General features: G+C 50.1%; 22 protein-coding genes. 5 read left to right on the forward strand and 17 right to left on the reverse strand.

Annotated elements, in window-relative coordinates:
* The first annotated feature begins 27 nt into the window (after positions 1-27).
* Complete coding sequence (locus ABD836_RS03560; protein WP_344932436.1) at positions 28-927, forward strand: DUF808 domain-containing protein; 900 nt, start codon at positions 28-30, stop codon at positions 925-927.
* A gap of 36 nt (positions 928-963) precedes the next feature.
* Here ABD836_RS03560 and ABD836_RS03565 read toward each other — a convergent pair whose 3' ends face one another.
* The 3 genes from ABD836_RS03565 to ppsA all read right to left on the reverse strand — a co-directional run bounded on the left by ABD836_RS03565 (position 964) and on the right by ppsA (position 4,835).
* Positions 964-1,269: a chaperone modulator CbpM gene (locus tag ABD836_RS03565; protein ID WP_344932437.1), complete on the reverse strand. Its 306-nt coding sequence runs from the start codon at positions 1,267-1,269 to the stop codon at positions 964-966.
* A complete protein-coding gene (locus ABD836_RS03570; protein ID WP_344932438.1) occupies positions 1,269-2,225 on the reverse strand; it encodes a DnaJ C-terminal domain-containing protein in 957 nt (318 codons plus the stop codon). The genes ABD836_RS03565 and ABD836_RS03570 overlap by 1 nt, the downstream gene beginning before the upstream one ends.
* A 237-nt stretch (positions 2,226-2,462) precedes the next feature.
* The gene (gene ppsA, locus ABD836_RS03575; protein ID WP_344932439.1) at positions 2,463-4,835 is read right to left on the reverse strand and encodes a phosphoenolpyruvate synthase; all 2,373 of its coding nucleotides are present in this window, start codon (positions 4,833-4,835) and stop codon (positions 2,463-2,465) included.
* Between the two features lie 129 nt (positions 4,836-4,964).
* Here ppsA and ppsR point away from each other — a divergent pair, with 129 nt between their 5' ends.
* Together ppsR and ABD836_RS03585 are read left to right on the forward strand one after the other, a co-directional pair.
* Positions 4,965-5,783, forward strand: coding sequence for a posphoenolpyruvate synthetase regulatory kinase/phosphorylase PpsR (gene ppsR / locus ABD836_RS03580; RefSeq protein WP_344932440.1), 819 nt, complete (start codon positions 4,965-4,967; stop codon positions 5,781-5,783).
* Positions 5,783-6,982 carry a patatin-like phospholipase family protein gene (locus tag ABD836_RS03585; protein WP_344932441.1) on the forward strand — a complete coding sequence of 400 codons (1,200 nt, stop codon included), beginning with the start codon at positions 5,783-5,785 and terminating at the stop codon, positions 6,980-6,982. Before ppsR ends, ABD836_RS03585 begins: the two co-directional genes overlap by 1 nt.
* A gap of 87 nt (positions 6,983-7,069) precedes the next feature.
* On the opposite strand, the gene ABD836_RS03590 is transcribed toward ABD836_RS03585, so the two are convergent.
* The 6 genes from ABD836_RS03590 to ABD836_RS03615 all read right to left on the reverse strand — a co-directional run bounded on the left by ABD836_RS03590 (position 7,070) and on the right by ABD836_RS03615 (position 15,961).
* Positions 7,070-7,516: a YiiD C-terminal domain-containing protein gene (locus ABD836_RS03590; protein WP_344932442.1), complete on the reverse strand. Its 447-nt coding sequence runs from the start codon at positions 7,514-7,516 to the stop codon at positions 7,070-7,072.
* Between the two features lie 17 nt (positions 7,517-7,533).
* Positions 7,534-8,505, reverse strand: coding sequence for a methylmalonyl Co-A mutase-associated GTPase MeaB (gene meaB / locus ABD836_RS03595; protein ID WP_344932443.1), 972 nt, complete (start codon positions 8,503-8,505; stop codon positions 7,534-7,536).
* An 84-nt stretch (positions 8,506-8,589) separates the two neighbouring features.
* A complete protein-coding gene (gene scpA, locus ABD836_RS03600) occupies positions 8,590-10,749 on the reverse strand; it encodes a methylmalonyl-CoA mutase (RefSeq protein WP_344932444.1) in 2,160 nt (719 codons plus the stop codon).
* Positions 10,750-10,847: 98 nt separating this feature from the next.
* Positions 10,848-11,261 (reverse strand): methylmalonyl-CoA epimerase, encoded by a 414-nt coding sequence (gene mce / locus ABD836_RS03605; protein ID WP_008247763.1) that lies wholly within the window; start codon positions 11,259-11,261, stop codon positions 10,848-10,850.
* Positions 11,262-11,316: 55 nt separating this feature from the next.
* Positions 11,317-14,160: a biotin/lipoyl-containing protein gene (locus tag ABD836_RS03610; RefSeq protein WP_344932446.1), complete on the reverse strand. Its 2,844-nt coding sequence runs from the start codon at positions 14,158-14,160 to the stop codon at positions 11,317-11,319.
* A 67-nt stretch (positions 14,161-14,227) separates the two neighbouring features.
* Positions 14,228-15,961 (reverse strand): acyl-CoA carboxylase subunit beta, encoded by a 1,734-nt coding sequence (locus tag ABD836_RS03615; protein WP_344932447.1) that lies wholly within the window; start codon positions 15,959-15,961, stop codon positions 14,228-14,230.
* A gap of 335 nt (positions 15,962-16,296) precedes the next feature.
* On the opposite strand from ABD836_RS03615, the gene ABD836_RS03620 reads away from it, so the two are divergent.
* Positions 16,297-17,640: an anthranilate synthase component I family protein gene (locus ABD836_RS03620; RefSeq protein WP_344932448.1), complete on the forward strand. Its 1,344-nt coding sequence runs from the start codon at positions 16,297-16,299 to the stop codon at positions 17,638-17,640.
* Between the two features lie 14 nt (positions 17,641-17,654).
* Here ABD836_RS03620 and thrH read toward each other — a convergent pair whose 3' ends face one another.
* The 4 genes from thrH to ABD836_RS03640 all read right to left on the reverse strand — a co-directional run bounded on the left by thrH (position 17,655) and on the right by ABD836_RS03640 (position 22,030).
* The gene (gene thrH, locus ABD836_RS03625; protein WP_344932450.1) at positions 17,655-18,272 is read right to left on the reverse strand and encodes a bifunctional phosphoserine phosphatase/homoserine phosphotransferase ThrH; all 618 of its coding nucleotides are present in this window, start codon (positions 18,270-18,272) and stop codon (positions 17,655-17,657) included.
* 192 nt (positions 18,273-18,464) lie between these two features.
* Entirely contained in the window at positions 18,465-19,439 is a 975-nt protein-coding gene (gene cysB / locus ABD836_RS03630) for an HTH-type transcriptional regulator CysB (RefSeq protein ID WP_344932451.1), read from the reverse strand.
* A gap of 88 nt (positions 19,440-19,527) precedes the next feature.
* Complete coding sequence (locus tag ABD836_RS03635) at positions 19,528-20,439, reverse strand: 5'-nucleotidase (protein WP_344932452.1); 912 nt, start codon at positions 20,437-20,439, stop codon at positions 19,528-19,530.
* Between the two features lie 46 nt (positions 20,440-20,485).
* Positions 20,486-22,030: a trypsin-like serine peptidase gene (locus ABD836_RS03640; protein ID WP_344932453.1), complete on the reverse strand. Its 1,545-nt coding sequence runs from the start codon at positions 22,028-22,030 to the stop codon at positions 20,486-20,488.
* Between ABD836_RS03640 and alr the strand changes: the two genes are divergently transcribed.
* Complete coding sequence (alr, locus tag ABD836_RS03645) at positions 22,025-23,101, forward strand: alanine racemase (protein WP_344932454.1); 1,077 nt, start codon at positions 22,025-22,027, stop codon at positions 23,099-23,101. The two genes, ABD836_RS03640 and alr, sit on opposite strands and share 6 nt — an antisense overlap.
* Positions 23,102-23,123: 22 nt before the next feature.
* Here alr and ABD836_RS03650 read toward each other — a convergent pair whose 3' ends face one another.
* The 4 genes from ABD836_RS03650 to ABD836_RS03665 all read right to left on the reverse strand — a co-directional run bounded on the left by ABD836_RS03650 (position 23,124) and on the right by ABD836_RS03665 (position 26,817).
* A complete protein-coding gene (locus ABD836_RS03650; RefSeq protein WP_344932455.1) occupies positions 23,124-24,473 on the reverse strand; it encodes an alanine/glycine:cation symporter family protein in 1,350 nt (449 codons plus the stop codon).
* 32 nt (positions 24,474-24,505) lie between these two features.
* Complete coding sequence (locus ABD836_RS03655; protein WP_344932456.1) at positions 24,506-25,558, reverse strand: 1-aminocyclopropane-1-carboxylate deaminase/D-cysteine desulfhydrase; 1,053 nt, start codon at positions 25,556-25,558, stop codon at positions 24,506-24,508.
* A 51-nt stretch (positions 25,559-25,609) separates the two neighbouring features.
* Positions 25,610-25,948, reverse strand: coding sequence for a preprotein translocase subunit YajC (gene yajC / locus ABD836_RS03660; RefSeq protein ID WP_344932458.1), 339 nt, complete (start codon positions 25,946-25,948; stop codon positions 25,610-25,612).
* Positions 25,949-26,046: 98 nt separating this feature from the next.
* Positions 26,047-26,817 (reverse strand): exodeoxyribonuclease III, encoded by a 771-nt coding sequence (locus ABD836_RS03665; protein ID WP_344933573.1) that lies wholly within the window; start codon positions 26,815-26,817, stop codon positions 26,047-26,049.
* Positions 26,818-26,853 lie beyond the last annotated feature (36 nt).

A 26,853-nucleotide genomic window follows, 5' to 3' on the forward strand; every position in this document is an offset into this window, starting at 1 on the left:
TAGAGTTTCCTTTTCAGGTGATTTACGATGGCAGCAGGTTCTCTATTAGCACTTTTTGACGACATTGCGACCTTATTAGACGATATATCCATGATGTCAAAGGTAGCGGTCAAAAAGACCGCTGGAGTTTTAGGTGATGATTTAGCAGTAAATGCTGAGCAAGTTGGCAGTGTTCGCGCCGCGCGTGAGCTTCCGGTCGTGTGGGCTGTGGCGAAAGGTTCACTGCTCAACAAGCTGATTATTGTGCCGGTGGTATTATTGGCTAGTTTGTTTATGCCCTGGCTAATCACGCCAGTGTTGATGATTGGTGGCGTGTATTTGTGTTACGAGGGTGCAGAAAAGATCTGGCATGCCGTAAGGCACCCCGGTGTTAAGAATCACGCCCAAAGTGAAGCGCTGATAAAAAACAGCAAGGTTGACCTGCTCAGCTTAGAAAAAGAGCGAGTAAAAGGTGCAATTCGCACCGATTTCATTTTAAGCCTAGAGATAATTGTTATCGCGCTTAGCACAGTCCAAGAGGAAACGTTCAGCAAGCAGGTGATGGTGCTGGCGGTTGTCGCGGTCGGTATTACCGTTGCCGTCTACGGCTTGGTGGCGATGATCGTAAAAATAGACGACGTCGGCCTATTTTTACTGGAGACAAAAACTGCCCTTGCTAAGGCAGTGGGTAATTTTCTTCTGTGGTTGGCACCCGCCTTAATGAAAACCTTAACCGTAGTTGGTACTCTCGCAATGTTTTTAGTGGGTGGCGGTATTTTAGGCCACGGCTTTGACCACTATGCACAGTTAGACATTGCCCTCGGTCATCTGCATATTTTCGCGAATGGCTTGGCGAATAGCGTCGCGCAGAACCTATTTAACGGCCTTATTGGTGTGGTCACAGGTGCAATTGTGGTGGCGCTAGCAACGGTATTTGATCGCAAGTAAGCGCATTAGAATCAGCTGCTATTGAAAATTCCTAGATCAACAGTGCGTGAAACGACCTAAGCGCTGCTTTAATTGCGCGTTTTCCGTGCGCAATTGTTCGATCTCTTCCAGCAAGCTGATGGCTAAAGCAATACCCGGCCAATCGATCTTAAGGTCTTGATGGAGTCGCACGGCCTTCTTTGTTTGCATGACCATATGTGTGGAAAACACCCATTGCTCTGGGCTGTCGCCATGAGGCTCGACGATACCCTGCTCGACGATCTCCAACACAAAGTGCTCTGGTAGTTCTGCAACACGGCATAGTTCGTCAAATCCAATTTTATGCGCTTTAGTGTCATTCATTATTTATCACTCCACTCTGCGCGGGCATCAAATGCAGCTTTGTTTGCCAGTTCCAGCCATATTTTGTTGATATCGTCATTTGTATTTGTGGGCATTGTCACTTTTAACACCGCGTATAGATCGCCACGCCCACTATCTGCTGGAAGTTTTTTGACTAAGCCCTTGCCACGCACGCGCAGGCGCTGGCCCGTTTGGCTATTGGCCGGTATAGACATGGTGATTTTGCCATCTAAGGTCGGCATTACCAGCTTGCAGCCTAGCGCGGCCTCCCATGGCGCGAGCGGCACGGTGATAATGAGGTTATGGCCTTCCACATCGAATAGCGGGTGCGGCACTAGGCGAATACGCAGGTAAAGATCGCCAGCTACGCCATTAGGTCCCGCCGGTTCACCCTGCCCTTTTAAACGAATACGCTCTCCCGCCTCCACACCGGCCGGAATCTTAACATTTAAGGTTTTGGTGATCTCGCTCACTCGACCGTCGGCCGAATATTGGGGAATTGTATAGGAAATGGCTTTAGATTCGTCTGACAAGGTGTCTTCGAGAAAGATTGGTAAATCTGTTTCTATATCTCGTCCTTTTCGTGTTTGCTGCCGGCGACTACTAAAATCGCTATTTTGTCCTGCTTGGCCAAACATTGATGCGAAAAAATCGGAGAAATCGCTATTAGCAGAAAACTCCTCCTGCGGATTAGCCTCTGGACGCCAGCCCGGTGGTGGCCTAAAACCGCCGTCATTGCCACCATACTGACGCACTTCGTCGTACTCCGCCCTTTTTTTGTCGTCGTACAAGACTTCGTAGGCTTCAGTGACTTCTTTAAATTTTTCTTCCGCGTCTTTGTGATCACTTACGTCTGGGTGGTATTTGCGAGCAAGCTTACGGTAGGCAACCTTGATGTCCTTTTTGTCTGCAGTGGGCTCGACACCAAGCGCCTTGTAGTAATCTTCAAATTCCATTGACTGCTATTCCTTCGCATGGACTTACCGGCGAGCATAAAGGCCGCGTAACGTTACCTGAGTGTGATCCCATTAGTTTAGCTGGTAAATGATGTAGATCAATGAATGGAGTGGAATGCCAGTATCACTAGGAACGGTAGAAAATTATTGCGAGAAAGTCGCTGTAATATTGCCGTTTTAGGCAAAAAAAAGGCCGCATACGCGGCCTCTGAACAACAATGAAATCAAAACAAGGGATCAGGCATTTAATTTCTCAGACAAGAACAACCAAGTATCTAATACCGAGTCTGGGTTCAATGAAACGCTATCGATCCCCTGTTCCATGAGCCACTGGGCAAAATCCGGATGGTCCGACGGGCCTTGGCCACAGATACCAATGTATTTGCCGTGTTTTTTGCAAGCATCTATCGCCATTTTCAGCAGGGCTTTTACGGCGTCGTTGCGCTCATCGAACAAATGCGCAATCAGGCCTGAGTCCCGATCTAAACCGAGGGTGAGCTGAGTTAAATCGTTGGAACCAATTGAGAAACCGTCGAAGTGTTCTAGGAACTGTTCAGCCAGCAGCGCGTTGGCGGGCAATTCACACATCATTACGACTTTCAGGCCGTTTTCACCGCGTTTCAAGCCGTTGGCTTCAAGTAATTCAATAACTTGCTTAGCTTCACCAACAGTACGAACAAAGGGCACCATGATTTCAACATTGGTTAAATCCATGTCGTTGCGAACTTTTTTAAGAGCCCGGCATTCCATTTCAAAACACTCTCGGAAGGAGTCTGAAATATAGCGTGAGGCGCCACGGAAGCCGAGCATCGGGTTTTCTTCTGACGGCTCGTACAAGCTACCGCCAATAAGGTGCGCATACTCGTTAGATTTAAAATCGGACATCCGCACAATTACGCGCTTAGGATAAAAGGCGCTAGCGATGGTAGAAATACCTTCCACCAGTTTCTCTACATAGAACTCTGTTGGGCTTTCATAGCCCGCAATACGACGTTTAATTGCGGTTTGCACATCCCGCGGAATATCGTCGAAATTGATAAGCGCCTTGGGATGCACACCAATCATGCGGTTAATAATAAATTCCAACCGCGCTAAACCAACGCCAGCGTTAGGGTAGCCTTGGAAGTCAAAAGCGCGATCAGGGTTGCCAACGTTCATCATCACTTTGAAGGGCAACTCAGGCATGGTGTCAAGCTTATTGCGATTAATATCGAAGTCGAGAATACCTTCGTAAACCATACCCGTGTCACCTTCGGCGCAAGACACGGTAACCGGCTTGCCGTCGGGTAGTAATTCAGTGGCATCGCCACAGCCCACTACCGCGGGAATACCCATTTCACGGGCAATAATTGCTGCGTGGCAGGTACGACCACCTCTGTTGGTGACAATGGCCGAGGCGCGCTTCATGACCGGTTCCCAGTCGGGGTCGGTCATGTCGGTTACCAGCACATCGCCCTGCTGTACCTGATCCATTTCGCTGATGTCATTAATGATCCGTACTGGACCTGCACCAATACGTTGACCGATAGAGCGACCTTCACACAAAACGGCGCCCTTCTCTTTGAGCAGGTAACGTTCCATTAAGGTAGTGGATTCGCGGCTTTTCACTGTTTCTGGGCGCGCCTGAACAATATAAAGTTTGCCGTCGTCGCCGTCTTTAGCCCATTCAATATCCATTGGGCGACCGTAGTGTTGTTCAATAATCATGGCCTGCTTGGCCAAGCCCAGCACTTCATCATCATTGATACAGAACTGATTGCGCTGCTCCTCTTTCACGTCGACAGTATCGACCGAACGACCGGCACTGGCGTCACTGCCGTAAACCATTTTAATCATTTTACTGCCGAGATTACGGCGCAATACCGCGGGGCGATCCTTGGCGAGGGTCGCCTTGTGCACATAGAATTCATCGGGATTAACCGCACCCTGCACCACTGTTTCACCCAAGCCGTACGAGGCCGTGATAAACACGACCCCATCGAAACCAGACTCAGTATCCATTGAGAACATAACACCAGCAGCGCCAGTCTCCGAGCGGACCATACGCTGAATACCCGCAGATAAGGCGACGTCAGCGTGTTCAAAGCCTTGGTGCACGCGGTAGGCAATGGCGCGGTCGTTATACAAGGAGGCAAAAACTTCCTTGATAGCGATCATAATATTGTCGAGGCCGCGAATATTTAGGAAGGTTTCCTGCTGACCGGCAAAGGAGGCGTCGGGTAAATCTTCAGCGGTCGCTGAGGAACGAACTGCAAAAGACATGGATTGATTGCCATCTACCAGTTGCTCATACGCCTCAACCACGGCAGTATTAAGCGCTTCTGGGAAAGGTGTTTCAACGATCCACTGGCGAATATTCTTACCGACCACCGCTAAGCGTTTTACGTCGTCAATATCGAGACCTTTTAGCTCAGCGATAATGCGATCATTTAAGCCGCTTTGCTGAAGGAAATCGCGAAATGCATCGGCGGTAGTGGCAAAGCCTCCGGGAACCGAAACACCGGCCTGTGACAACTGGCTGATCATTTCGCCTAGGGATGCATTTTTACCGCCAACGCGGTCGACATCATTCATTCCCAGATCGTTGAACCAGATTACGTATTCAGACACGTTTTTATCTCCCGTTATACAAGACCGCGACGCGGTTAAAAGAGTGCATAAACAAAGCAGCGGCTATACTAAGTGATGTAACTTGGAAATTCCCGTCGAGAAACACAGAGCCTTAGGTAAAAAAACTACATGATTCGAGCGGCCATATTTATTTCAGACAGTACCGGTATAACGGCAGAGACATTAGGGAGTAGTATTCTTTCACAATTCGAGAACCAAAAATTTGACCACATCGTTATTCCCTACGTTGACACCATCGCAAAAGCCCAATCGGCAGTTGAGAAAATAAACCGGGCTGCCCTCGAAACGGGCAACCAGCCTGTCGTTTTCGATACCCTTGTTGACGAGCAGCTTCGGGCGGTCATTGCCACCAGCCAAGGTTTTATTATCGATGTGCTTGGCACCTTCGTAAGCCAATTGGAGATTGCACTTGGCGAAGCGCCCTCTCGCACCGTTGGCCGTGCCCAAAGCGCTGACCGAGACGCCGAATACAAACAGCGGATCGACGCGGTGAATTACGCCTTAGACAATGACGACGGCGCGCGCTTAAATCGCTACGATCAAGCCGAGGTAATTCTTATAGGGGTATCTCGCAGTGGTAAAACCCCCACCTGCCTGTATCTTGCTATGCAATCAGGTGTGTTTGTGGCCAATTACCCCATTACCGAAGAAGATATGGAGAGCGACCGTTTACCCAAGCCATTATTGGAACACCGCAACCGCCTCTTTGGCTTAACCATTGAGGCCGAGCGCCTAGCGGCCATCCGCAGCGAACGCCGCCCTAATAGTCGCTATGCGTCGCTGCGCCAATGTGAAGATGAATTACGCCAAGCTGAGGCGATGTTTCTTCGTTTTGGCATCCCCTTCTTAGATATTACCCACGCCTCGGTAGAAGAAATTGCCACCAGAGTGTTATTAGATACTGGCTTACGGGGACATAAACGCTAGTGACCACACCATTGCAAGATACACCCGAAGATCAATTAAGCCGCTACCGAGCCAATACCGCGCTGGTTTTGCCCGGCGGCGGCGCACGCGCGGCTTATCAGGTTGGCGTTTTAAAGGCACTGGCCGAGATTCATGGCCGTCGCCCGGGTAATCCTTTCCCGATACTCGCAGGAACCTCTGCGGGGGGGATCAATGCGGCTTCACTCGCCGCTGGCGCCCACCATTTTACCGGCACAATTCAGCAACTCGAGTTGCTGTGGCGAGAACTGTCAACAGACAAAATTTACCGTGCGGATCTTTTCGGCGTGCTTCGCAATGCGCTGCGACTTGCACATTCATTGTTTAATCCGACTAGGGCTGCAGTAAAGCCCGTGGCACTGCTCGACAACAGCCCGCTACGCAAGCTATTAAGTGAGTATGTTCGCTTTGAAAATATCAGTCGCAACATTCTTAATCGCGATTTAGAGGCGTTTTGCCTTACCGCCATGAATTACACCGAAGGCGTTTCGGAAACCTTTTTCCAGGGTGGCCCCCAGTATGCCGGTTGGCAACGCTGGCGCCGACAAGGCGTGGCGACCCCGATCCAGCTACAACATTTAATGGCGTCCACCGCCATTCCGACTATTTTTCCGCCCGCCAAGATCGGTCGTCATTTTTACGGTGACGGTGCGTTGCGGCAGTTAACGCCAATTAGCCCGGTTATTCATTTGGGCGCTAATCGCGTCTTGGTTATCCCGGCTAACGGCCACAAACGGCAATACCCCAAACTGCCCAAAACCATACAATCGCCGGGCTTTGGGCAGATCATCGGCCATTTGCTCAATAGCGCTTTTATTGACAGTATCGAAACCGATATTGAGCGACTAGAGCGGATAAATGAACTTATCCGCCTAATACCCGAAGAAGACCTTGGCTTGATGGGCAAGGAACTGTTGCCAATAGATTGCCTGGTTATTAGCCCCAGCGAAGATATAGATCGGATCGCAGATCAGCACGTAAAAGAACTGCCCCGCAGCCTGAGAATGTTCCTAAGTAGTTCCGGGAGCAATGGTGGCGGCGGCGTGAGTATTTCGAGCTACTTATTATTCACCCCAGAATACTGCGGCAAGTTAATCGACTTAGGCTACCGTGACGGCATGGCGCAACGACAGGACTTGACGGATTTCCTCTACCGCCCCGAGGACAGCGACCAAGATTAAAACGGCGACGATCCAAGGGCAGCGCATCGCCGACGATTACGGCTTTTAACATCATTTGAAAATCGCCAGATCCCATTCGCCTCGCGGCTACTTTACGCCAACAATGGCATAACGCCCTTTAAAGCGCACCGCCACCTCACCATTCACTTTAATTTCTGAACACAAATCAATTTTCGCGCGACCACGTTCTTCATAATGCTGAAAAAATCGTTGCCAATCGCTTTCTTCGGCGACAAGTGACTGGGCCACGATGTCATCTGGAATCGGCTTCAAATACTCAATATTCGCTTCCGCCACCACGATGTCCGGATCTAAGCCATAATCAACACAGCGCAAATAGGTCATGCCCCAGCAGGCCATCACCGCCACGCAGTATATGCTGCCCCCAAAAGCGGTGAGTTTATCATTGATGCTAGGCCCCAGCGGCGCGTGCAATTGCAGACTTTTGCCATCATAGCTTTTCACACTAAGCTGCATGTGCTGCGCCGTCGGCAAATACAAGCCAATAAAGTCGTCTAGGGCCTTACCGTTCATCAATTCAATACCTGAGTTTACTTTGCTGACTTAAACAGCAGATCAATCAGCTTAGTGGCTGCGAGATACGGCGTGGTTTCGCCGTTGGTGACCTTATCGTTTAAATGGGGGAGTAAATCCCGCACTTCGGGATTTTGCTTGAGTTTCATTTCCAGCATTTCGTGGAGGAGCTTATTCATCCACTCCCGCGCTTGCCTTGAGCGCTTTTCTTGCAATGAGCCATTTTTGATCGCGTCAATTTTAAAGCCGCTAATCATGCCCCAAATGGCTTCGATGTTTTCATTTTTAATTGCCGAGCAGCTCATTACCTGGGGCGTCCAAAACGTGTTGTGACGCAGCAAATGCAGTGCATTTTCATAGTGACGACGAGTTTGCTGAGCAAGATTAATACTTTCGCCATCGGCCTTGTTAATAACTAAGGCGTCGGCTAATTCAATAATGCCTTTTTTGATGCCCTGCAGTTCGTCACCGGCATTGGGCAACATCAGTACCATAAAGAAATCGACCATACTGGCAACTTCATATTCAGACTGACCCACGCCAACAGTCTCGACCAAAATTACATCGTAACCAGCGGCTTCACAGAGCAGCATGGTTTCTCTGGTTTTTTGGGCGACACCGCCAAGGGAACCTTCAGACGGAGACGGTCTGATAAAGGCATCTTTGCTACGCGACAGCATTTCCATGCGGGTTTTGTCACCCAATATGGAACCGCCGGCAATGGGTGAGCTAGGGTCCACAGCCAATACCGCAACCCGCTTACCCTGACTCAAAAGATACAGACCAAAGGCTTCAATAAACGTCGACTTGCCAACACCGGGAATACCGGTAATACCAATCCGAATACTATTGCCGGTACTCGGCAGCACTTGCTCAAGGAGCAACTGCGCCTCGGTACGATGCTCTATCCGCTTACTCTCGACCAAGGTAATGGCCTTGGCAAGCGCGCGGGAATTGCCAGCTTGAAGTGCTTGAATGTCTATAGCCATAATATGCGTTACGCTGAACGGGAGACGGGAGACGCAAAACCGCTCGGTTAGCGTTTTCCGTCTCCCGTATTGCGTCTCCCCTTACTAGCCCTTATACGCCTCATTAATCGCATCCAGGACGCCGCGTGCCGCGAGTGGGATCTTAGTACCAGGGCCAAAGATACCCTTTACACCTGATTCATAAAGGAAGTCGTAGTCTTGCCGTGGGATAACGCCACCCGCGATAACGATTATGTCGTCGGCGCCGACTTTCTTCAGCTCAGCGATTAGCTCAGGTATCAGGGTTTTGTGACCCGCAGCCTGGGAAGAAACACCTACGACGTGCACGTCGTTTTCAACAGCTTGTTTAGCAACTTCTTCGGGGGTTGAGAACATTGGCGACAAATCGATATCAAAACCTACGTCTGCAAACGCGGTGGCGATAACTTTCGCGCCGCGATCATGACCGTCTTGTCCCATTTTGCACACCAACATACGTGGTCGACGGCCGTGTTTTTCAGCGAAGTCTTCAATGTCTTTGCTTATGCCCTGCCAGTTTTCGTCGTCTTGGTAAGCACTACCGTAAACACCAGACACCGTTTGCGCCTGCGCATTGAACCGACCGAATTCACGTTCCATAGCAAATGAGATCTCCCCTACCGTTGCGCGTAAACGCGTGGCCTTAACAGCCAGATCTAGCAGATTGCCTTCACCGCCGCAGGCGCATTGATAAATCGCTTCTAGCGCGGTTTCAACGGCGGCTTCATCTCGTGAGGCGCGAATTTTAGCGAGCGCAGCAACCTGTGACTCACGTACGGCGTTGTTGTCAATATCGAGGACATCAACATCGTCTTCTTCATCTAGCGTGTACTTATTAACGCCAACAATAACGTCTTCGCCTCGGTCGATGCGAGCCTGCTTGCGGGCCGCAGATTCTTCAATACGCAATTTCGGCAGGCCGGTTTCAATGGCCTTAGCCATGCCGCCCTTCTCTTCGACTTCTTGAATCAATTCCCAAGCGCGATCCGCTATGTCCTTGGTCAGTGATTCCATCATGTATGAGCCACCCCAGGGGTCAACCACATTGGTGATACCGGTTTCTTCCTGAATAATCAGCTGGGTATTACGGGCAATGCGCGAGGAGAACTGAGTCGGCAACGCTATCGCTTCATCCAGTGCATTGGTGTGCAGTGACTGGGTGCCACCGAATACTGCGGCCATTGCCTCAATAGTCGTACGCACGATGTTATTGTAAGGGTCTTGCTCCGTCAGCGACCAGCCTGAGGTTTGGCTGTGGGTACGCAGCATTTTTGAGCGCTGATCTTTGGGATTAAACTCAGAAACGATTTTAGCCCACAGCAAGCGTGCGGCACGCATTTTGGCAATTTCCATATAGAAATTCATGCCAATGCCCCAGAAGAAGGACAGACGGCCCGCAAATTTATCAATATCCAAGCCAGCTGCAATTGCAGTGCGAATATATTCTTTACCATCGGCCAAGGTGTAGGCTAGCTCGAGTGCTGCATCAGCACCTGCTTCCTGAATATGGTACCCAGAAATTGAGATAGTGTTGTACTTAGGCATATTGCTAGACGCATAAGCAATGATGTCGCCAATGATTTTCATAGATGGCAGTGGCGGGTAAATATAGGTATTACGCACCATGAATTCTTTGAGGATGTCGTTCTGAATAGTGCCAGAAAGCTTGTCCTGAGAAACACCCTGCTCTTCTGCCGCAACAATATAGCCCGCAAGCACTGGCAATACCGCCCCGTTCATGGTCATTGAGACGGAGACTTTGTCCAAGGGAATTTCGTTGAACAAAACCTTCATATCTTCAACTGAGTCAATCGCAACACCGGCCTTACCAACATCGCCAGTGACTCGAGGGTGATCTGAGTCGTAACCACGGTGAGTCGCCAAATCGAAAGCAACTGATACACCTTGACCACCAGCAGCTAAAGCTTTGCGGTAAAAGGCATTGGATTCTTCGGCGGTTGAGAAACCCGCATACTGACGAATTGTCCAGGGGCGGCCAGCGTACATAGTGGGCTGGGGGCCGCGAATAAACGGCTCGATGCCAGGTAAGGTATTGGTATAGGGCAGATCCTGAATGTCTTCCTTGGTGTACAAGGGTTTAACATCAATGCCTTCTGGCGTATGCCAAACCAAGTCGTCGAGGGTTTGGTTGCCTTTGGCGAGGACTTTATTCGCCATCGCCTTCCACTCGTCTACGGATGTCTCGGGAGCTTTGTAATCTGCCATAGGTTTACCTGTCATTGTCAGTGAGTAATGCGCCGCTTATATGTGTTAAGCGCGGCTACATTGGGGCTACTTTTCTGTGGGCTAATAATTAAAACTAATTAGTGGTGATCGTCGCCTGGTTGACTGAGTTCGATCAGCACGCCGTCGCAAGACTTGGGGTGAATAAAGATAACTTGGCAACCGTGGGCGCCAGGTGATGGCGCATCGGCCAAAAATTGATAACCCAATGCCTTTAACCTTGCCACGTCAGCGACAATATCATCTGTGCTGAAACAAAGATGATGCAAACCGCCGGGTTTCTTTTCAAGGTATTTTGCAATTGGACCTTCGCCACGCAACGGGCTAACCAACTCAATGCTAGTCGACTTTAACGGGAAAAAAGCAGTAGCCGTTTTGGCGCTTTCGACCTCTTCGCTGCCGTCGTAGTGCAAACCAAAATCTGCCATAAAGCGGGCAATCGCTTTTTCTAAATCGGGTACCGCAACAGCAATATGATCAAGACCTGTAATCATTGAAATTCTCCTTAAAAGGGTATCGCGCTGACGGCTTAGCCGCCAGCGCAGCAAATCACTTCAGCGTGGCGAGAAACTCGATGGTTTTCACACGACGCATTTCAGCAACTTCTTCAGGGGTTTCAATAACAATCATCTCATCAGGAATGATTTTAAACAGCGGCTGACCTTTCTTAATGATCACGCCGTCACCTTCAACCAACACTTTGGCGATGGTGCCAGAAAATGGTGCAATCACTTTGTTGAACATTTTCATTACTTCAACAATATACAGCGTGTCGCCGGCGTTAAAGTGGTCGCCTTCGCTAACAAAAACATCCATCCCAGGGGCTTCGCGGGGGTAGTACATACCGCCACTCGCCGCCAAGACTTCGTCTGACTTCGCTGCTGGCGGTGGCACAAGTACCTTCGCCATCTGTTTCTGCAAGTCTTTGTTGGTAAGACGCTCTGGAATGGTTATGCTCAAATCAGCGTTTACGCTCAAATCACAGAAGCCTGTCTCGGTGGCAATATACATCAGCACCGCCAGCACTTCAGTGCCTGCATAATAACCAGCATGCGCACTGCGCACTGCCAGCCACTCGTCACTACTAAAGCCTTTAGGCGCTTTATCGCTTGCTAGCAACGCCTGTAAAGCCGGGAAGTCAGCCGCAGCGACTTTTTCATTGAGCGATTTATAGAAGTTCACTGCTGCCGACAAGATATCGTTATCGTGATCCCAGATCATATAGCGCGCAGGCTTGCCTGCTTCATAATCCATGTTTAAGTAGTGGTAAAGCTTGTCGAGCATCTCAATTGGGTTTACCAGCCACTGGATCTCGCCATCGACGATACGAAGGCTGTCTTTGTTCATGCTCAGCCAACCAGACATATAGTGTGGTTCAGCGAATAAACGCTCAAGTGGGCGAATGAGCAAAAGTTTTTTAGCGTCGAGGGCATCAGCCCAAGCCTTACCATTCTCGCCACCGGCAGTCACATAACGCTGACGAATTTCAGCAAACGCAACATCTAAATCGATCTGATTTGCCTGCTCTTTCAGCAAGCCAACCGCGGTTAAATAAGGAACGATAAAGCTCGTCGATGGGCGCGCATTTATACCATTGCCAATAAACCAGTGCACCAGACCGTAGTGAAATTCAAGATTGGTCGACAGATCTTTACCGCGCAATTCCGTGCGACGCAGAATTTCCGCCAAGCGCTGGTAGCTGCTTAAACGGGTTTCACCGGTCGTCAGCAACAGGGCGATATTGGAGTCGTAGGCACCGGCCAGGTGATACTTCATAAATACATCGGTATCTGGATTGTGTGTAGAGATGCCTTGGTCATCACGGATTTCGCCGGGAATTGCATTTGACCAATTTTCAATCACACCGCCAGCATGAGGCTGTAACGCTTGGTTGGTCGCGTTCATCCGCGCCTCAACCGAGGTTTTTTCGCGCAGAATACGAGTTGGCTTAGGTAGCTGCTTGCCATGGCGAGCAAGTAAAACCATGACTTCAACCAAACTTTCAGCGATAAAATAATCACCAGAATCGTCAGGGTTCGTGAATTTCAGTTTGTAGCACAGCTCAGTCACCCTGTGTTCAACCTGAATCCGCGTGTTCATCTCCATAAAGTAATGAGATTCACCGTCGACAATACATTCAAAGGTGCCGAGGGAGTCGAGCTTAACGGCTTCACCGAAAATAGCCCCTTCCCGCTCCATGTGCTGAAGAATGACAAGGTCTTTTTTCAGTTGCTCAGCTTCCTCAGCTTTACCCGCCGATTCAGCCACATCAATTGCGGCGACTAACTCTTCTTCTGTAACAGACACTTCCAGCAATTTCTGCTCGTGCATTTGCAGTGAACAGTCGCGGCCACCCATCGTCATGCACCACTGGCCATTACCCACCACTTGAATTTCTTGGTGGCGGGTAGTGTCGATATTCATTTCGATAAGGACGTTTTTATTGTCGCCCACACCGTTGGTTTTTAGCTCGATCAAGCATTCCAGCACCAGCGAGGGTACATTGGCAGCCGCCTTCTCGACCTTTTCTTCTATGCTTGAGCCTTCATAGGAATTAGCAGACGCCAATATCCGCTGGCCTTTACCACCACCACCGGCGATCGCTTTTAAACGAAAGCGGTTATTGGGCTTTTCGGCCAACATACGCTTGGCTTCAACCTGCAGCGCAGCACCAATATCAGCGGCATTAATAATGTCGATATTGGCTTCATAAGAAGCAGCCAATAGAGCTAAGGCTTGCTCTTCGATGTCTTTGCAGGCCGCAAAATCAACGTCGAGTTTGTGGTCTTTGGCGCATTTTTCTAATCCATCTTTACCGTATTTGGCAAACAGGGCCAAGCTAGTCGCGTTATTCACACCGGGAGTAACCGATACCCCCGTTTCCAGCGCGGTACGCTTGGCCTGGTCCTTCATACCGGCCGATTTTTGAGTAAAAGAACAGGGCCCAATGAAGTTCAGCCCGGCCTTCTCCATGGCTTCAACCATTTCAGCGTCTTCTGACATAAAGCCATAACCCGCGAATATTGAGTTGTAGCCGTTGTCGTAGGCAATGCGAATGATTTGCTGAATGCGCTTTTGACGCTCTTCTTTGGTGGCACCACTGTAATCCGGCACCCGGTGTACCCGATTAGGATCAGTTAAGGTACGTAGCTCAGGGGCCAGCGCATTAGTGTAGGTAATAGAATCTTTTTCTGAGAGTAAAATACCGTAGTGAGTGATGCCCATTTCATCAAATACATCCATGGCTTCCTTGCGGATCGGGCCACGGCAAATAATCAATGGTTTCATATCATTACAGGCGAATGCTCTCACCCATTCTGATTTAGATTTAGCGAGTTTGCGGTCTTTATGGACCATGGGATTGCTCAAATAATAATTATTGCTTGCTTGCACGTCGAATATCCTCGTTAGCGAATCGTCTAATTCAATGGATTAAGAAGCCGTTGCGGACAACAGGGGATTAATGGAACTCCCGTTGCACACCACTCATTGGTTCAGGCTTATAGGCCTTCAAGTGCAGCTCCAGTTGCTCACCCAGCACCTTGCGCAGGTCTGAGGGCATGACGATCTGGGAAATAGATCCCAGGCTTAATGCTTCATTTGGATTCATCAATTCGCGTTCATAGCGTTGAGTTAACAGTAGCTCTTCTTGCTTCTGCCACGCGCCAACCGCTTCTTTTGCTGCGTTTGCAGCCTCGGCGTCAGGCATACCAGCTTTAGCATTTTGTGCTGTCGCTTCGGCGATCTTGGCTTTTATCGAGCCGCGAATTTTACGAACTTCATCTTTATAAACATACTCAACACCAGCTGGCCCCATTACTGCTAAGCGGGTGGTTGGCAGTGCACAGACAAAATCTGCACCTGTTGGGTAGTTGTTAAACGCGGCGTAGGCGCCGCCGAAGGCGTTACGCACAATCATCAAGAAACGCGGGGTACGCAGATCAATGATGGCGTCGAGCATGGCCCGGCCCGCTTGCACAATACCACCGGCCTCTTGCTCTTTACCGGGCAGGAAGCCGGTGGTGTCTTCCATAAAGATGACAGGAACATTGTAAACATTACAAAAACGGATAAAACGCGCATTTTTGTAAGCTGCATCGATATCAATTTGACCTGAGGCTACAGCCGAGTTGTTGGCGACAAAACCAACCACATTGCCACCCATGCGCCCTAACGCGCAAACGGTATTTCGTGCGCGTTCAGGCTGTATTTCAAAGAAATCACCGTGATCACACATCTGTTGAATGATAATACTGATATCAAATGGCGTATTAAAACCGGTGGGGCTGTTGAACGCTTTTTTCAGCAGCAGATCAATATCCCAGGTTTTGCGCGTAATTGGATCAGACGTCGGCTGAAAAGCGGGCGCTTCACTGCTGTTATTAGGCAAATAGTTCAGCAGCTCTTTCACTTTACGTAGCGCCGCGACTTCGTCTGGCACCACAAAATCGGTTACCCCGGACTTAGAGTGAACACTTGGCCCACCTAATTCATCCGCCGTGACGTCTTCGCCGAGTACCGACTTAACAACGCCGGGGCCGGTTAAGCCGAAGAAGGTGTCATTTGGCTGAATAACAAAAGAGCCCTGGCGTGGCAAATAAGAGCCGCCGCCCGCGTTATAACCAAACATACACATAATTGATGGTACAACGCCGTTGATTTTACGCAGAGCGGTAAAAGCTTCAGCGTAGCCGTCTAGGCCACCAACACCGGCGGGGATATACGCACCCGCTGAATCGTTCATACCCACCAGTGGAATGCCTAATTTTCCTGCTAAGCGGAATAAATTAGCCAATTTAGTGCCGTTAGTGGCATCCATTGAACCCGCACGCACGGTGAAATCATGACCGTAAATAGCCACATCGCGGCCATTTACTTTTAATACCGCGGTAACGAGGGACGCGCCATCAAGATTTTTACCCCAATTCTGATAAAGTATCTTAGGCTCAGTGCCCGCATCAGCTAAAACATCAATCCGTTCCCAGATCGACATACGTTTCTTTTCATGTTGTTTTTGAAAACCCTTAACACCGGCCATTTTACGAGGACGTTGTTGCAGGTCGTAGCCCGCCTGAAGCGCGGCTTCATAGAGTCCTGGAGCGTAGTCAATTTGACCGGGAACGGTAAATTCGAGCTCAGTTTTTTGCTCGAAGGGATTCTCTAGTGAGGGAGTGAGTTTTACTATTTTTGTCATGCCTGTCAGTTCCAGCTACATTTAATTGGTAACCCGCGAACATACCGCATGCGATGGCCCTTTTTTTGTGCTTCTGGATTCCAGAAACTGGGGGGCTTACGCCTGCAAGCATATTGAAGTGCGGATATTATGAGAATTAACCGTTCTGTGTGTTGCGTCGACGGTTTGGTGTTTCTCAAAGCGGCGGCTAACAGTACTGGGATCAGCCCCCTCTGTCAATCTGAAGAGCCTTGTTGAGCGCTAGCGAATTACCACAAAACGCTAGATTTTTCAGGCTCATAGCACGTAAAATTGGCCGCTGTCCGCAGCTTTGTATTACTTCTGAGCAACACTTCATGGCTAGCCTTTGCCGCATACCTCTACCCTACCATCGCGATAGCAGCTGCTACTTCGCGGCGATCAGGCATTTGCCGCAGCCCGTCTATTTGGACAGCGCCGCCGCGCACAGCGAGCGCGGTCGCTGGGATATTATTTGTGCCGACCCAGAAGAATTAATATCTTGTAATACATATAGTTATGACAGCAACACAAGGAATAACACAAAGTTAGATCAAGCACTGAAGCGAATTGAACTAAGCTACCTTGATGCAGTGGACCTACCCTTTAGTGGCGGCGCCGTTGGTTACATTAGCTATGACTTTGGCGAACAGGCACAAGCTGGCCTGGACGCAACATCCAGCGCTACCCCCCTATTCCAAATCGGCATTTATCCCTGGCTCGTTATCGTTGACCACCACGACAAACGCTGCGAATTCGTCGCCCAACCCCACGTCGCGGGCGAATATCTCGAACATCTACGCAGTTTGCTAGCGCTAGACAAGAGCGCACAGAAAAGTGGCACCTTTCGTCTAAATAGCCCTTTCCGTAGTTCGCTAAATCGCGAGGAATACACCACGGCATTTGAGAAGGTTAAAACCTATATCAACGCGGGCGACTGCTACCAAATTAACCTGACCCGCCAATTTACCGCAAACTACCAAGGCGACCCTTGGCTTGCTTATTTGCGACTCCGCGAAGTCGCGGCAGCACCCTTCTCTGCGTATATGGATCTTGGTGGCAGCCAGTTTTTGTGCCTATCACCCGAGCGCCTACTCGCCGCACAGAAGCGCAAACTGCAAACGCAACCAATTAAAGGTACCGCAGCGCGCAGTAGCGACCCTGCTGAAGATTTAGCGCTTGCCACCGCGCTGCAAGCGAGCACTAAAAACCGCGCTGAAAACATTATGATCGTGGATCTATTGCGCAATGATTTCAGCAAGAGCTGCCAAGCAGAGTCGGTCGTCACCGAAGCACTCTGTGAGCTACAAAGCTTCCGTACAGTTCACCATCTTGTCAGTACCGTAACAGGCCTACTGCGCGAGGACCGCAGCGAATTTAGCGCTTTATTGGATTGCTTCCCGGGCGGCTCTATAACCGGCGCGCCCAAGCAGCGTGCCATGGAAATAATTCGTGAGATTGAGCCCCACCGCCGCTCCCTATACTGTGGAAGTATTTTTTACCTCGGGGCAAACGGCAAAATGGACAGCAATATCGCGATACGCAGCTTTGTTTGCGAGGACCAGGAGATAAAAGGCTGGGCTGGTGGTGGAATCGTTGCCGACTCAGAATTAGACGAAGAGTATATTGAAACCGAAACCAAGATCAGCAAGTTACTTGACGCACTTACCGATCTTGAGTGAAGCCAATTGCAGGCTTACAGGCTAAGATTGCGCGAAGAAGCCTTAATAAACTCCAATTTCAAGGCCTCGTAGTCGTGTACCGCGGGAAACTGCGGAAATTCACTAATAACATTCGACGGCGCCTTAAACAGAATGCCTGCATCGGCTTCTGCCAGCATGGTGGTGTCGTTATAGGAGTCACCTGCCGCAATAATCCGGTAGTACAGGGTTTTAAGCGCAAGCACCGCTTGGCGTTTGGGATTCACCTGACGAATTTTGTAATCAACGACCTTACCTAGACTATCGGTTTCCAGCTTGTGGCAAAGCAGCGTTGGCCAGCCGAGTTGCTTCATCAGTGGCGCTGCGAACTCATAAAAAGTGTCCGACAAAATGACGACCTGGAAGCGCTCGCGCAGCCAATCTAAGAACTCCCGGGCGCCTTCCATCGGCTCCATATCGGCGATCACCGCCTGAATATCAGGCAAACCTAAGCCATTCTCTTCCAATAAACGCAAACGCTGCTGCATCAAAACATCGTAATCAGGAACATCACGGGTGGTTGCCTTCAAGGCCTCAATACCGGTGCGCTCGGCAAAATCAATCCAGATTTCAGGGATCAAAACCCCTTCAAGGTCGAGACAAGCGATTTCCACAAAAATACTCCTAAAAAAATAAATGACCGCGCTGAGCGCATTAAAAACCGCGTCAATCTAACGGCTTGAGCTTCAGAAAGCAATGCTGCAGGGCAAGTCGGATTTCAGATGTCTAGTGTCCGACGCAAGACCAAAATCGACACATTTCCCTTGAATCTTCGCCCCACGTCCGACACCAGACTTCCGACGGTTTCAGTACATCGGCAACTCTATATCCGCAAACAAGGCGTCTAGCTCCAATTTGGTGTGGCACTGATACGCTTTATCGACTAACTCAGGCGTCAAATGAGGCGCGAATAGCTCGACAAAGTCGTACATAAACTTGCGCATATAGGTGCCGCGCCGAAAGCCCACCTTGGTGACACTGGGCTCAAATAGATGACTGGCATCTAAAGCCACAAGATCCCCATCGGTAATTGGGTCGTAGGCCATTTCCGCTACTATGCCGATACCGAGACCCAACCGGACATAGGTTTTGATCACATCGGCGTCCGTCGCGGTAAATACTACCCGGGGTTCTAAGCCTTTGTTCAAAAAAGCTTCGTCTAATTTAGAGCGCCCGGTAAAACCAAACACATAGGTCACAATAGGATGCAGCGCAACGTCTTCAATACGTAGTGTTTTTAATGCAGCCAAGGGGTGGTCTTTAGGCACCAGTATTGTCCTATTCCAGCGATAGCAAGGCATCATGATTAAATCGCTGAACAGCTCTAAAGCTTCCGTCGCTATCGCAAAGTCGACGCCAAAATTAGCGGCAAGTTCGGATATTTGCATCGGTGTACCTTGGTGCATATGCAGCGAAACGTCTGGATAGCGATCAATAAAGGTTTTTATCACCTTCGGTAAGGCATAACGGGCCTGGGTATGGGTAGTTGCAATAGACAGGCTACCCTTTTGCGGATTTTTAAACTCTTGAGCGATGTGTTTAATGCTCTCGGTTTTATAGAGAATTTCACCCGCGGTTTTTAAAATAGCCTCGCCCGCGGGGGTAATACGCGTCAAATGCTTGCCATTGCGCGCGAAGATCTCAACGCCCAATTCGTCTTCCAACATCCGAATCTGTTTGCTTATTCCCGGCTGAGAGGTAAACAAGCTTTGCGCGGTTGCAGATACATTCATTTCATGATGCGCGACTTCCCAAATATAACGCAACTGCTGCAACTTCATACGGCACTACTCCTTAAAACCACACAAGCTAAAATCACGTAGATTTCATTATTATTGTCATTGACCATTATAAATCGGCACTAAAATGCTATTTATCGACGATATTGGCAATGCCGTGGGGAACATGCCCGGTCGAGACGTGTTCTTTTGCCGACTCACAATGCAGTGGTTGATCGTCAAAAAACACATCCGCGCCATAGGCGGCCAAAAACTCACCTTTTTCTAAGCCGCCTAAAAACAAGGATTCATCAATACGAATATTCCATTCACGTAAAGTTCTTATTACCCGTTCATGCGCTGGCGCCGAACGTGCTGTTACTAAGGCAATGCGTATAGGCGGCGCATTTTCAGGGAAGGCAGACTGCAAAGTGTTCAGCGCCGCCAAAAAAGACTTAAAGGGACCACCACTCAGCGGAGTATGTGCCGCAGCCACCTCGCTGGCAGTAAAGGCATCAAGCCCATCGCGCTTAAACACTTGCTCGGCCTCGTCGGAAAAGATCACTGCATCGCCATCAAAGGCAAAACGTAGCTCCCTATTACTTTGTGCCGGCGCCTTTTTCGATCTCGGCAACAAGGTCGCTGCGGCAACGCCGCTACCAAGGGCGCGGCGTACATCTTCAGCATCCGTAGAGAGGAACAAATGACAGCCAAAAGCAGACACATAGCGATAGGGGCTTTCCCCACCACTAAAGGCCGCGCGGCTGATATTTAAGCCGTAGTGTTTTATAGAGTTGAATACCCGCAAGCCCGTATCTGCCGAGTTGCGAGAGAGTAGAATCACCTCTACTTTTGCGTCATCTAAAACGTCATTGAGTCGCAATAGACGTTCGACAATGCCAAAGGCTTCGCCAGGTGCGAGCACTTCGTCTTCATGATCAATTTGATATTTTTGATAGGCAGCCAAGCCTTGGGATTCATACACACGATGACTTTCATCCAGGTCAAATAACGCTCTGGAGGAAATCGCAACAACAAGTTTATTCTCAAGACCTTTAGGCATAACCGTATTTCTAAGGATGACAAGCTCACTATACAAGATGCCCTCGCTAAGGCAAGAATTCCGAATTAGCCTCCGCCAAATTATGCTCAATGGCATAGCGCCTGAAATTCGCCGTTTTATTGCCATCACCAGCTATTAGTAGGCCAATATCGGCGATAAGCGCCGCATTGAGCGCTGTAAAAATTGGCTGATTTATTTCCTTATTGGAAATTCTCGACGACAGTATTCCGACAATATAGGACTCACCAGCAATATTTTGCAGTAAAGCTGCACCGCTCTGCCCCTCATGACTAAGGCAATCCAAACTATATAGATCACTGAACGCAACCCCTCCTGGCTGCCATAAACTTGCGCGGCAGCGAGACAGCCAAAGGGTATTTTCCGTCTTATCGCTAGGGTAAGCAAAGCTGTCCGCCCAGGTAGCCAACTCGCGACTTTGCGGCGCAGCAAGGCGCGATACTTCACCCTCCACCAACGGCAACTTTAATTTAAATAAGGCAATATCTGAGCCACTGTAACGGCCAACATTGCCGGTTATTTGGTCGTGCGGATCATGCATGACATGGAGCCACGCGGCGCCGATTTCGCTCAGGGCTCCCGACTGCAAAGGAGACGCAACGTAGCGCAAGCTCAGTAAATTCTGCGACCCGTCTGGGGCAAATAGACAATGCGCCGCGGAAATTAGCCATCCCGCGCTAATCGGGTTAGCAGTGCAGCGGGACTCATAGGAGCTGCCATCACGCTGCCGAAACCGGCTAATTAAAATGCCCGCATGAGGTACCGACCGCGGTAGCTGCCAAACTTGTTGACGACTATCTTGCGCACCATTCGCACCGGTTGGCGGAAGACGTTGTAGAAAGACCTTTGGGGGGGAACCGTCAGTGGCCTGCTGCTTTGAAGCTTGGCGCGCCCAAGCTAATTGCGGTTGTCCCTGCTGATCAACCACCAACAACCGAATACGCCCATTGTCGCGAGTCAACATTACAGCGCTTTCGATGTTGCTCATTGCGCGACTCAAGCGCCGGTCACTGTAAGGCTCATTACCGCTTAAGCTTAAATTTGGACGTAAATTAGCCAGCTGATTTAGTACCGCCGTGGCCTTGTCTCTGCGCAGCGACTCGCCGCTGTCAATTTCCCGTTGAAATTGCCTTAAAGCCTCCTCAGGGCTATAGCTGGCATCTAAGCCCGCAAGCACGTAGATCGCACGTAACAACCTTAAATCAAAAGGCCAATGGCCCGTGCGCCTGCTTTCAAGGGCATATTGATAGGATGCGCTTAAATTTGCGCTGACTGCCGGCGTAACTCGCTGACTACCCCAGAAATACAGCTGCGCTAAGTCTTGTAACTGCAAAGCGCAGAGTGCACCGCCACCTTCCTGACTCGCTGTGGCTTCCGCCTTACGCAGGCTGAGCACGCCGTCTGCAGTGGCAAGTAATTCTGGCGCTGCACTTTTGGGATAGATACTGTTTACGCAGTCGGCACCCGCAAAACCCGCCGCCAATAAAAAAATGCCCGACAAGCTCCACCGCGCTATTAACCGCAGGCTAAGCCCGTTAAAATTCAGCAAAGTTTTGAGTTGGTGCTTATGCATAGAACAACATGGATAGAACTCAGTAGCGAGGCGCTTCGTCACAATGTCAGCGTCGTGCGTCAGCTTGCCCCTAAAGCGGCCATTCTAGCCATGGTTAAAGCGAATGGCTACGGTCACGGAGCGAACTGGGTTGCCGAACAATTAAATAGCCAAGCGAACGGCTTTGCTGTCGCTCGGCTTTGCGAGGCGATGCGCTTACGCGACAGCAATCCCCAAGCCCGCATACTGCTTTTAGGCACCTTACTCGACCGTGAAGTATTGCAGAAATGCGCGCAAAGCCAACTCGACATTGTTATTCATGACCTCGCTTCCGCCAAACTTCTCGCTAACACCCCGCTAGCGACGCCAATTACTGTGTGGCTTAAACTTAATATCGGCATGAATCGCCTAGGCATGTCCGCTGGTGAATTTTGTGACGCGCATCATTTGCTAAATAGTAAATCGCACATCGCCGGCATTCAGCACATGAGCCATTTCAGTGATGCGGAAGAAGTCGATGCTAGCCTGACCCAGCAGCAAGCTAAAAAGCTTGCTGAGCTAAGCGCTAGTTTGGGCCAGCACCCAATTAGCATGGCTAACTCGGCCGCCATCATCGCTCACCCAACAACCCACTGTGACTGGGTGCGTCCCGGCATAATGCTATATGGCGACGACCCAACGCAGCGTTTACCCGCGGAGTTGGCGCTCAAACCGGTAATGCGCTTTAAAGCGAAAATAATTGCCATGCGCGATGTCGCCAACGGTGACGGCGTTGGCTATAACCGACGTTGGAAGGCAGCGATGCCAAGTCGCATCGCAACAGTCGCTGCGGGCTACGCCGATGGCTATCCGCGTCACGCGCCAGATGGTACGCCAGTCCTAGTCAATGACCAGCGGGCCAGTTTGGCGGGACGAGTATCGATGGATTTGCTGACAATTGATGTAAGCCATTTGCCCCAGACTGCTGTTGGCGATGAAGTAACACTGTGGGGCGAAGGCCTCACCGCCGCTGAGGTAGGCAGCCACTGCGGCACAATTAGCTATGAGCTTTTTACCCGCATTACAACACGGGTAAATCGCTACTATTCCTAAGTATACAGTTGCGGGCGCGGTGCTACTTTCCGCTAAAAAGCTCAGGTAGGCGTTCCTTGGTTAAGCTAAACACCACCGGACTTAGCAGTAGCAAGGCAATAAGATTCGGTATCGCCATTAGGGCGTTTAAGGTATCTGCAAGCAACCAGATAAAACCCAGATTCGCCATCGCGCCAAGTGGAATGGCTAAGACCCAAGCGATACGGAATGGCATCACCCCACGCTCACCAAAAAAGTACACCACGCAGCGCTCGCCATAGTATGACCAGCCCAACATAGTGGTAAACGCAAACACCGCCAAACCCACGGCGACAATATAATGACCGCCGGCTATTTGCGATTCGAATGCCGCTGTAGACAGCGCCGCGCCAGACTCGCCGGTCTGCCATTCACCTGAGAGCAGGATCACAAATCCGGTTACTGAGCACACCAAAATCGTATCAATAAAGGTGCCTAACATCGCGATCATGCCCTGCTGAACCGGGTTATTGGTTTTGGCCGCCGCATGGGCAATCGGCGCACTACCAAGGCCCGCTTCATTTGAGAAGATACCTCGCGCCACACCAAAGCGAATCGCCGCTGCGATACCGGCACCAGCAAAACCACCGACGGCTGCTGTACCGTTAAATGCCGAATCTAAAATCAAACTTAAGACGCCCGGCAACGCCGAGATATTCATCAACAATACGATCATGCCCAGACAAAGGTAGCTAATTGCCATAAACGGCACCAAATACCCCGCGACACTGGCGATACGTTTTACCCCGCCTAAAATAACCAAGCCAACGCCAACAAACATCACTACCGCGCTAAGCCAAATCGGAACGCCGAACGCGCCCTGCATTGCATCGGCAACGGAGTTCGCCTGTACGGTATTGCCGATGCCAAACCCCGCGATCGCGCCAAATAACGCGAAGCAGCCGCCAAGCCATTGCCAGCGTTTACCAAGGCCATTTTTAATATAATACATTGGCCCGCCGCTGAAATTGCCTTCGCTGTCCTGCTCACGAAAATGCACGGCGCAAACGGCCTCGGCGTATTTCGTGGCCATGCCCACCAATGCAGTACACCACATCCAGAACAGCGCGCCCGGCCCACCTAATGCGATCGCGGTTGCCACACCGGCGATATTGCCGGTGCCGATTGTGGCCGACAAGGAGGTCATAAGCGCCTGAAATGCGCTAATTTCGCCCTCTTCCCCAGAATCTTTACGTCCCGCGAGCAATAAGCGAAAGGCAGGGCCAATCTTGCGCAGAGGCATTAAACCGAGACCCAACATTAAATAGGCGCCCGTACCGAGAATAAGCACCAGCATCAATGGCCCCCAAACCACGCCATTGACAACCCCAACAAACTCGCTTATCTGCTCCATCCCTACCCCACTCTATTGTTTTTTAGTTTGGTTTACGCGCTTGGTTTGTTCAAAAATTCAAAGTGACCACGCTGTGGAAACAAGCCGTAAACACCACCGGTATGCATAAACACAATATCGCCAGTAGTGCCAAACCGACCTTGTTGCAATTGGTCTAACATGCCGTAGAACGCCTTGCCTGTATAAACGGGATCTAGCACCAAGCCCTCAGTGGCGGCGACATCTGCGATGCATTTAAAAATTTCAGCGTCAGCCTGTGCGTAGCCAGGGCCAACGTAGCCATCGATGACCTTGACCGATAAAGAATCAAGGTTTATGCCAGTTTGATAACGATCTTCCCAATCGCGAAGATCCTTATTCACTTTATTCACAAACCAGGCTTCATCGTCGCAAACGTTAACACCCCAGACCTGCGCATCAATACCGTAAGCGCTCACCCCAGCCGTTAGGCCTGCTTGAGTACCGCCAGAGCCAGTCGCGCAGATTATGTGTTTGGGGTCGATACCGCTGCGGGCAAAGTCCTGCTTCAACTCAGCGCAAGCCTGCACATAGCCCCATACACCGATCGCATCAGACGCGCCAGTTGGAATAATGAACGCTTTGTTGCCTGCAACTGCATAGGATTGTTGGCAGGCAATTAGCAATGCATTCAATTCGCGCTGAAACTGCGCAGCGGAGTAATACGAAATTTCAGCACCCGCAAGTTGATCCAGCAATAAATTACCATCAGCGCTAGCCGCCTGCTCGCCACGCAACAATAAGTGGCATTTAAGCCCTAATTGCGCGCAGAGCAACGCAGTTGCCCGGCAGTGATTCGACTGCAGGCCGCCACAGGTAATAACGGTGTCGCAGCCTTCGGTAAGCGCTTGGGCAAGATTAAATTCTAGCTTGCGGATTTTATTACCCGACAGCACGCTACCGCTTAAATCATCCCGCTTTACCCAAATTTTCGGGCCGTTAAAGCGTTCACTTAGGCGACTAAGGTACTGTAAGGGGGTGGGCAGCTGAGCAAGGTGGAGTCGAGGCGGATTATGCGAGCGAAGAAAATCAAGATGGGCGGTGTTTTGCTGTGGTTCATCAGGCATATTGTCACCTGTTGCGAATGGCGCTCCGCTCATGCGGAGCGCGGGCAATGGTTAAATTGCTTTCAGTGTGCCCTTAGGCAGAACAGCGTGAATAGATGAGCGCTGAAATTTTAATTCAACGTTATCCGTTACGCTGAGCACAACATAGCTGTCATCAATTTTTGTGACTTTGCCCAAAATGCCGCTAGTGGTCACAACTTCATCGCCTTTAGCCAGTGCCGCCACCATTGTGGCATGTTCTTTCTGACGCTTGCGCTGAGGACGTATAGCGATGAAATAGAACAAACCAAACATTAATACCAAGAAGCCAATCTGGAATAAATCGCCACCTGGAGGGCCGCCTGCTGCACCGGCAGTCTGGGCATGGGCTTGGGATATGAAAAAACTCATTACACGTCCTTCTCAATCAAACTATTGCTAAAATAACACTGCTGACATGGCGCCAACAGTACAGAAAATACGCCTGCTATAGTACACAAGGCCAAACTTCAAAGCGAGTAGTCGTAGTCCATGGTAAAGGGAGCGTGATCAGAGAAGCGCTCATCAGTGTAGACGTCGGCAGCCTGGATCGTTGGCACTAAGCCGGGTGTGATGACTTGGTAATCTAGACGCCATCCGACATTGTTCGCGTAGGCCTGCCCGCGATTTGACCACCATGTATATACGGCGTCTTGGTTGATCTCTCGGAATGCATCAACAAAACCACCTTCGTCAAAGACCTTGTCGAGCCAAGCGCGTTCATGCGGTAAAAACCCGGAGTTTTTCTGATTAGGTTTCCAGTTTTTCAAGTCGATTTCTTTGTGGCAGATATTCCAATCAGCGCATATCACTAACTCTCGGCCACTGGCTTTTAGCTCGAGAAAATGCGGATAGATCTTATCGAGGAAAATATCCTTGCGTGCCTGAGCCTCATCACCACTAGAACCTGAGGGCAGATACATCGAAATAACGCTGACATTATCAAAGTCGGCGCGTATATAGCGCCCTTCACTGTCTAAAGGATCCCAACCAAGCTCGGTTGTTACCTGATTTGGCGGTTTTTTGCAGTACATCGCCGTGCCGCTATACCCTTTTTTAATCGCATCACAATAAATAGTGGTATATCCCTCAGGATGATACAAGGGGTCTTCAAGCTGATCGCGCTGGGCCTTGGTTTCTTGAATACACACAACATCGGCATTTTGCTTTGCCAGCCATTCAAAAAAGCCTTTGCGGCCGGCTGACCGAATACCGTTGGTATTCGCGGTAATGATACGCACCAGTAAAAATCCTCTTATAAAATCCGGTGGCCAGCT

Source organism: Zhongshania borealis (genome assembly GCF_039539625.1).
Classification (GTDB): domain Bacteria; phylum Pseudomonadota; class Gammaproteobacteria; order Pseudomonadales; family Spongiibacteraceae; genus Spongiibacter; species Spongiibacter borealis.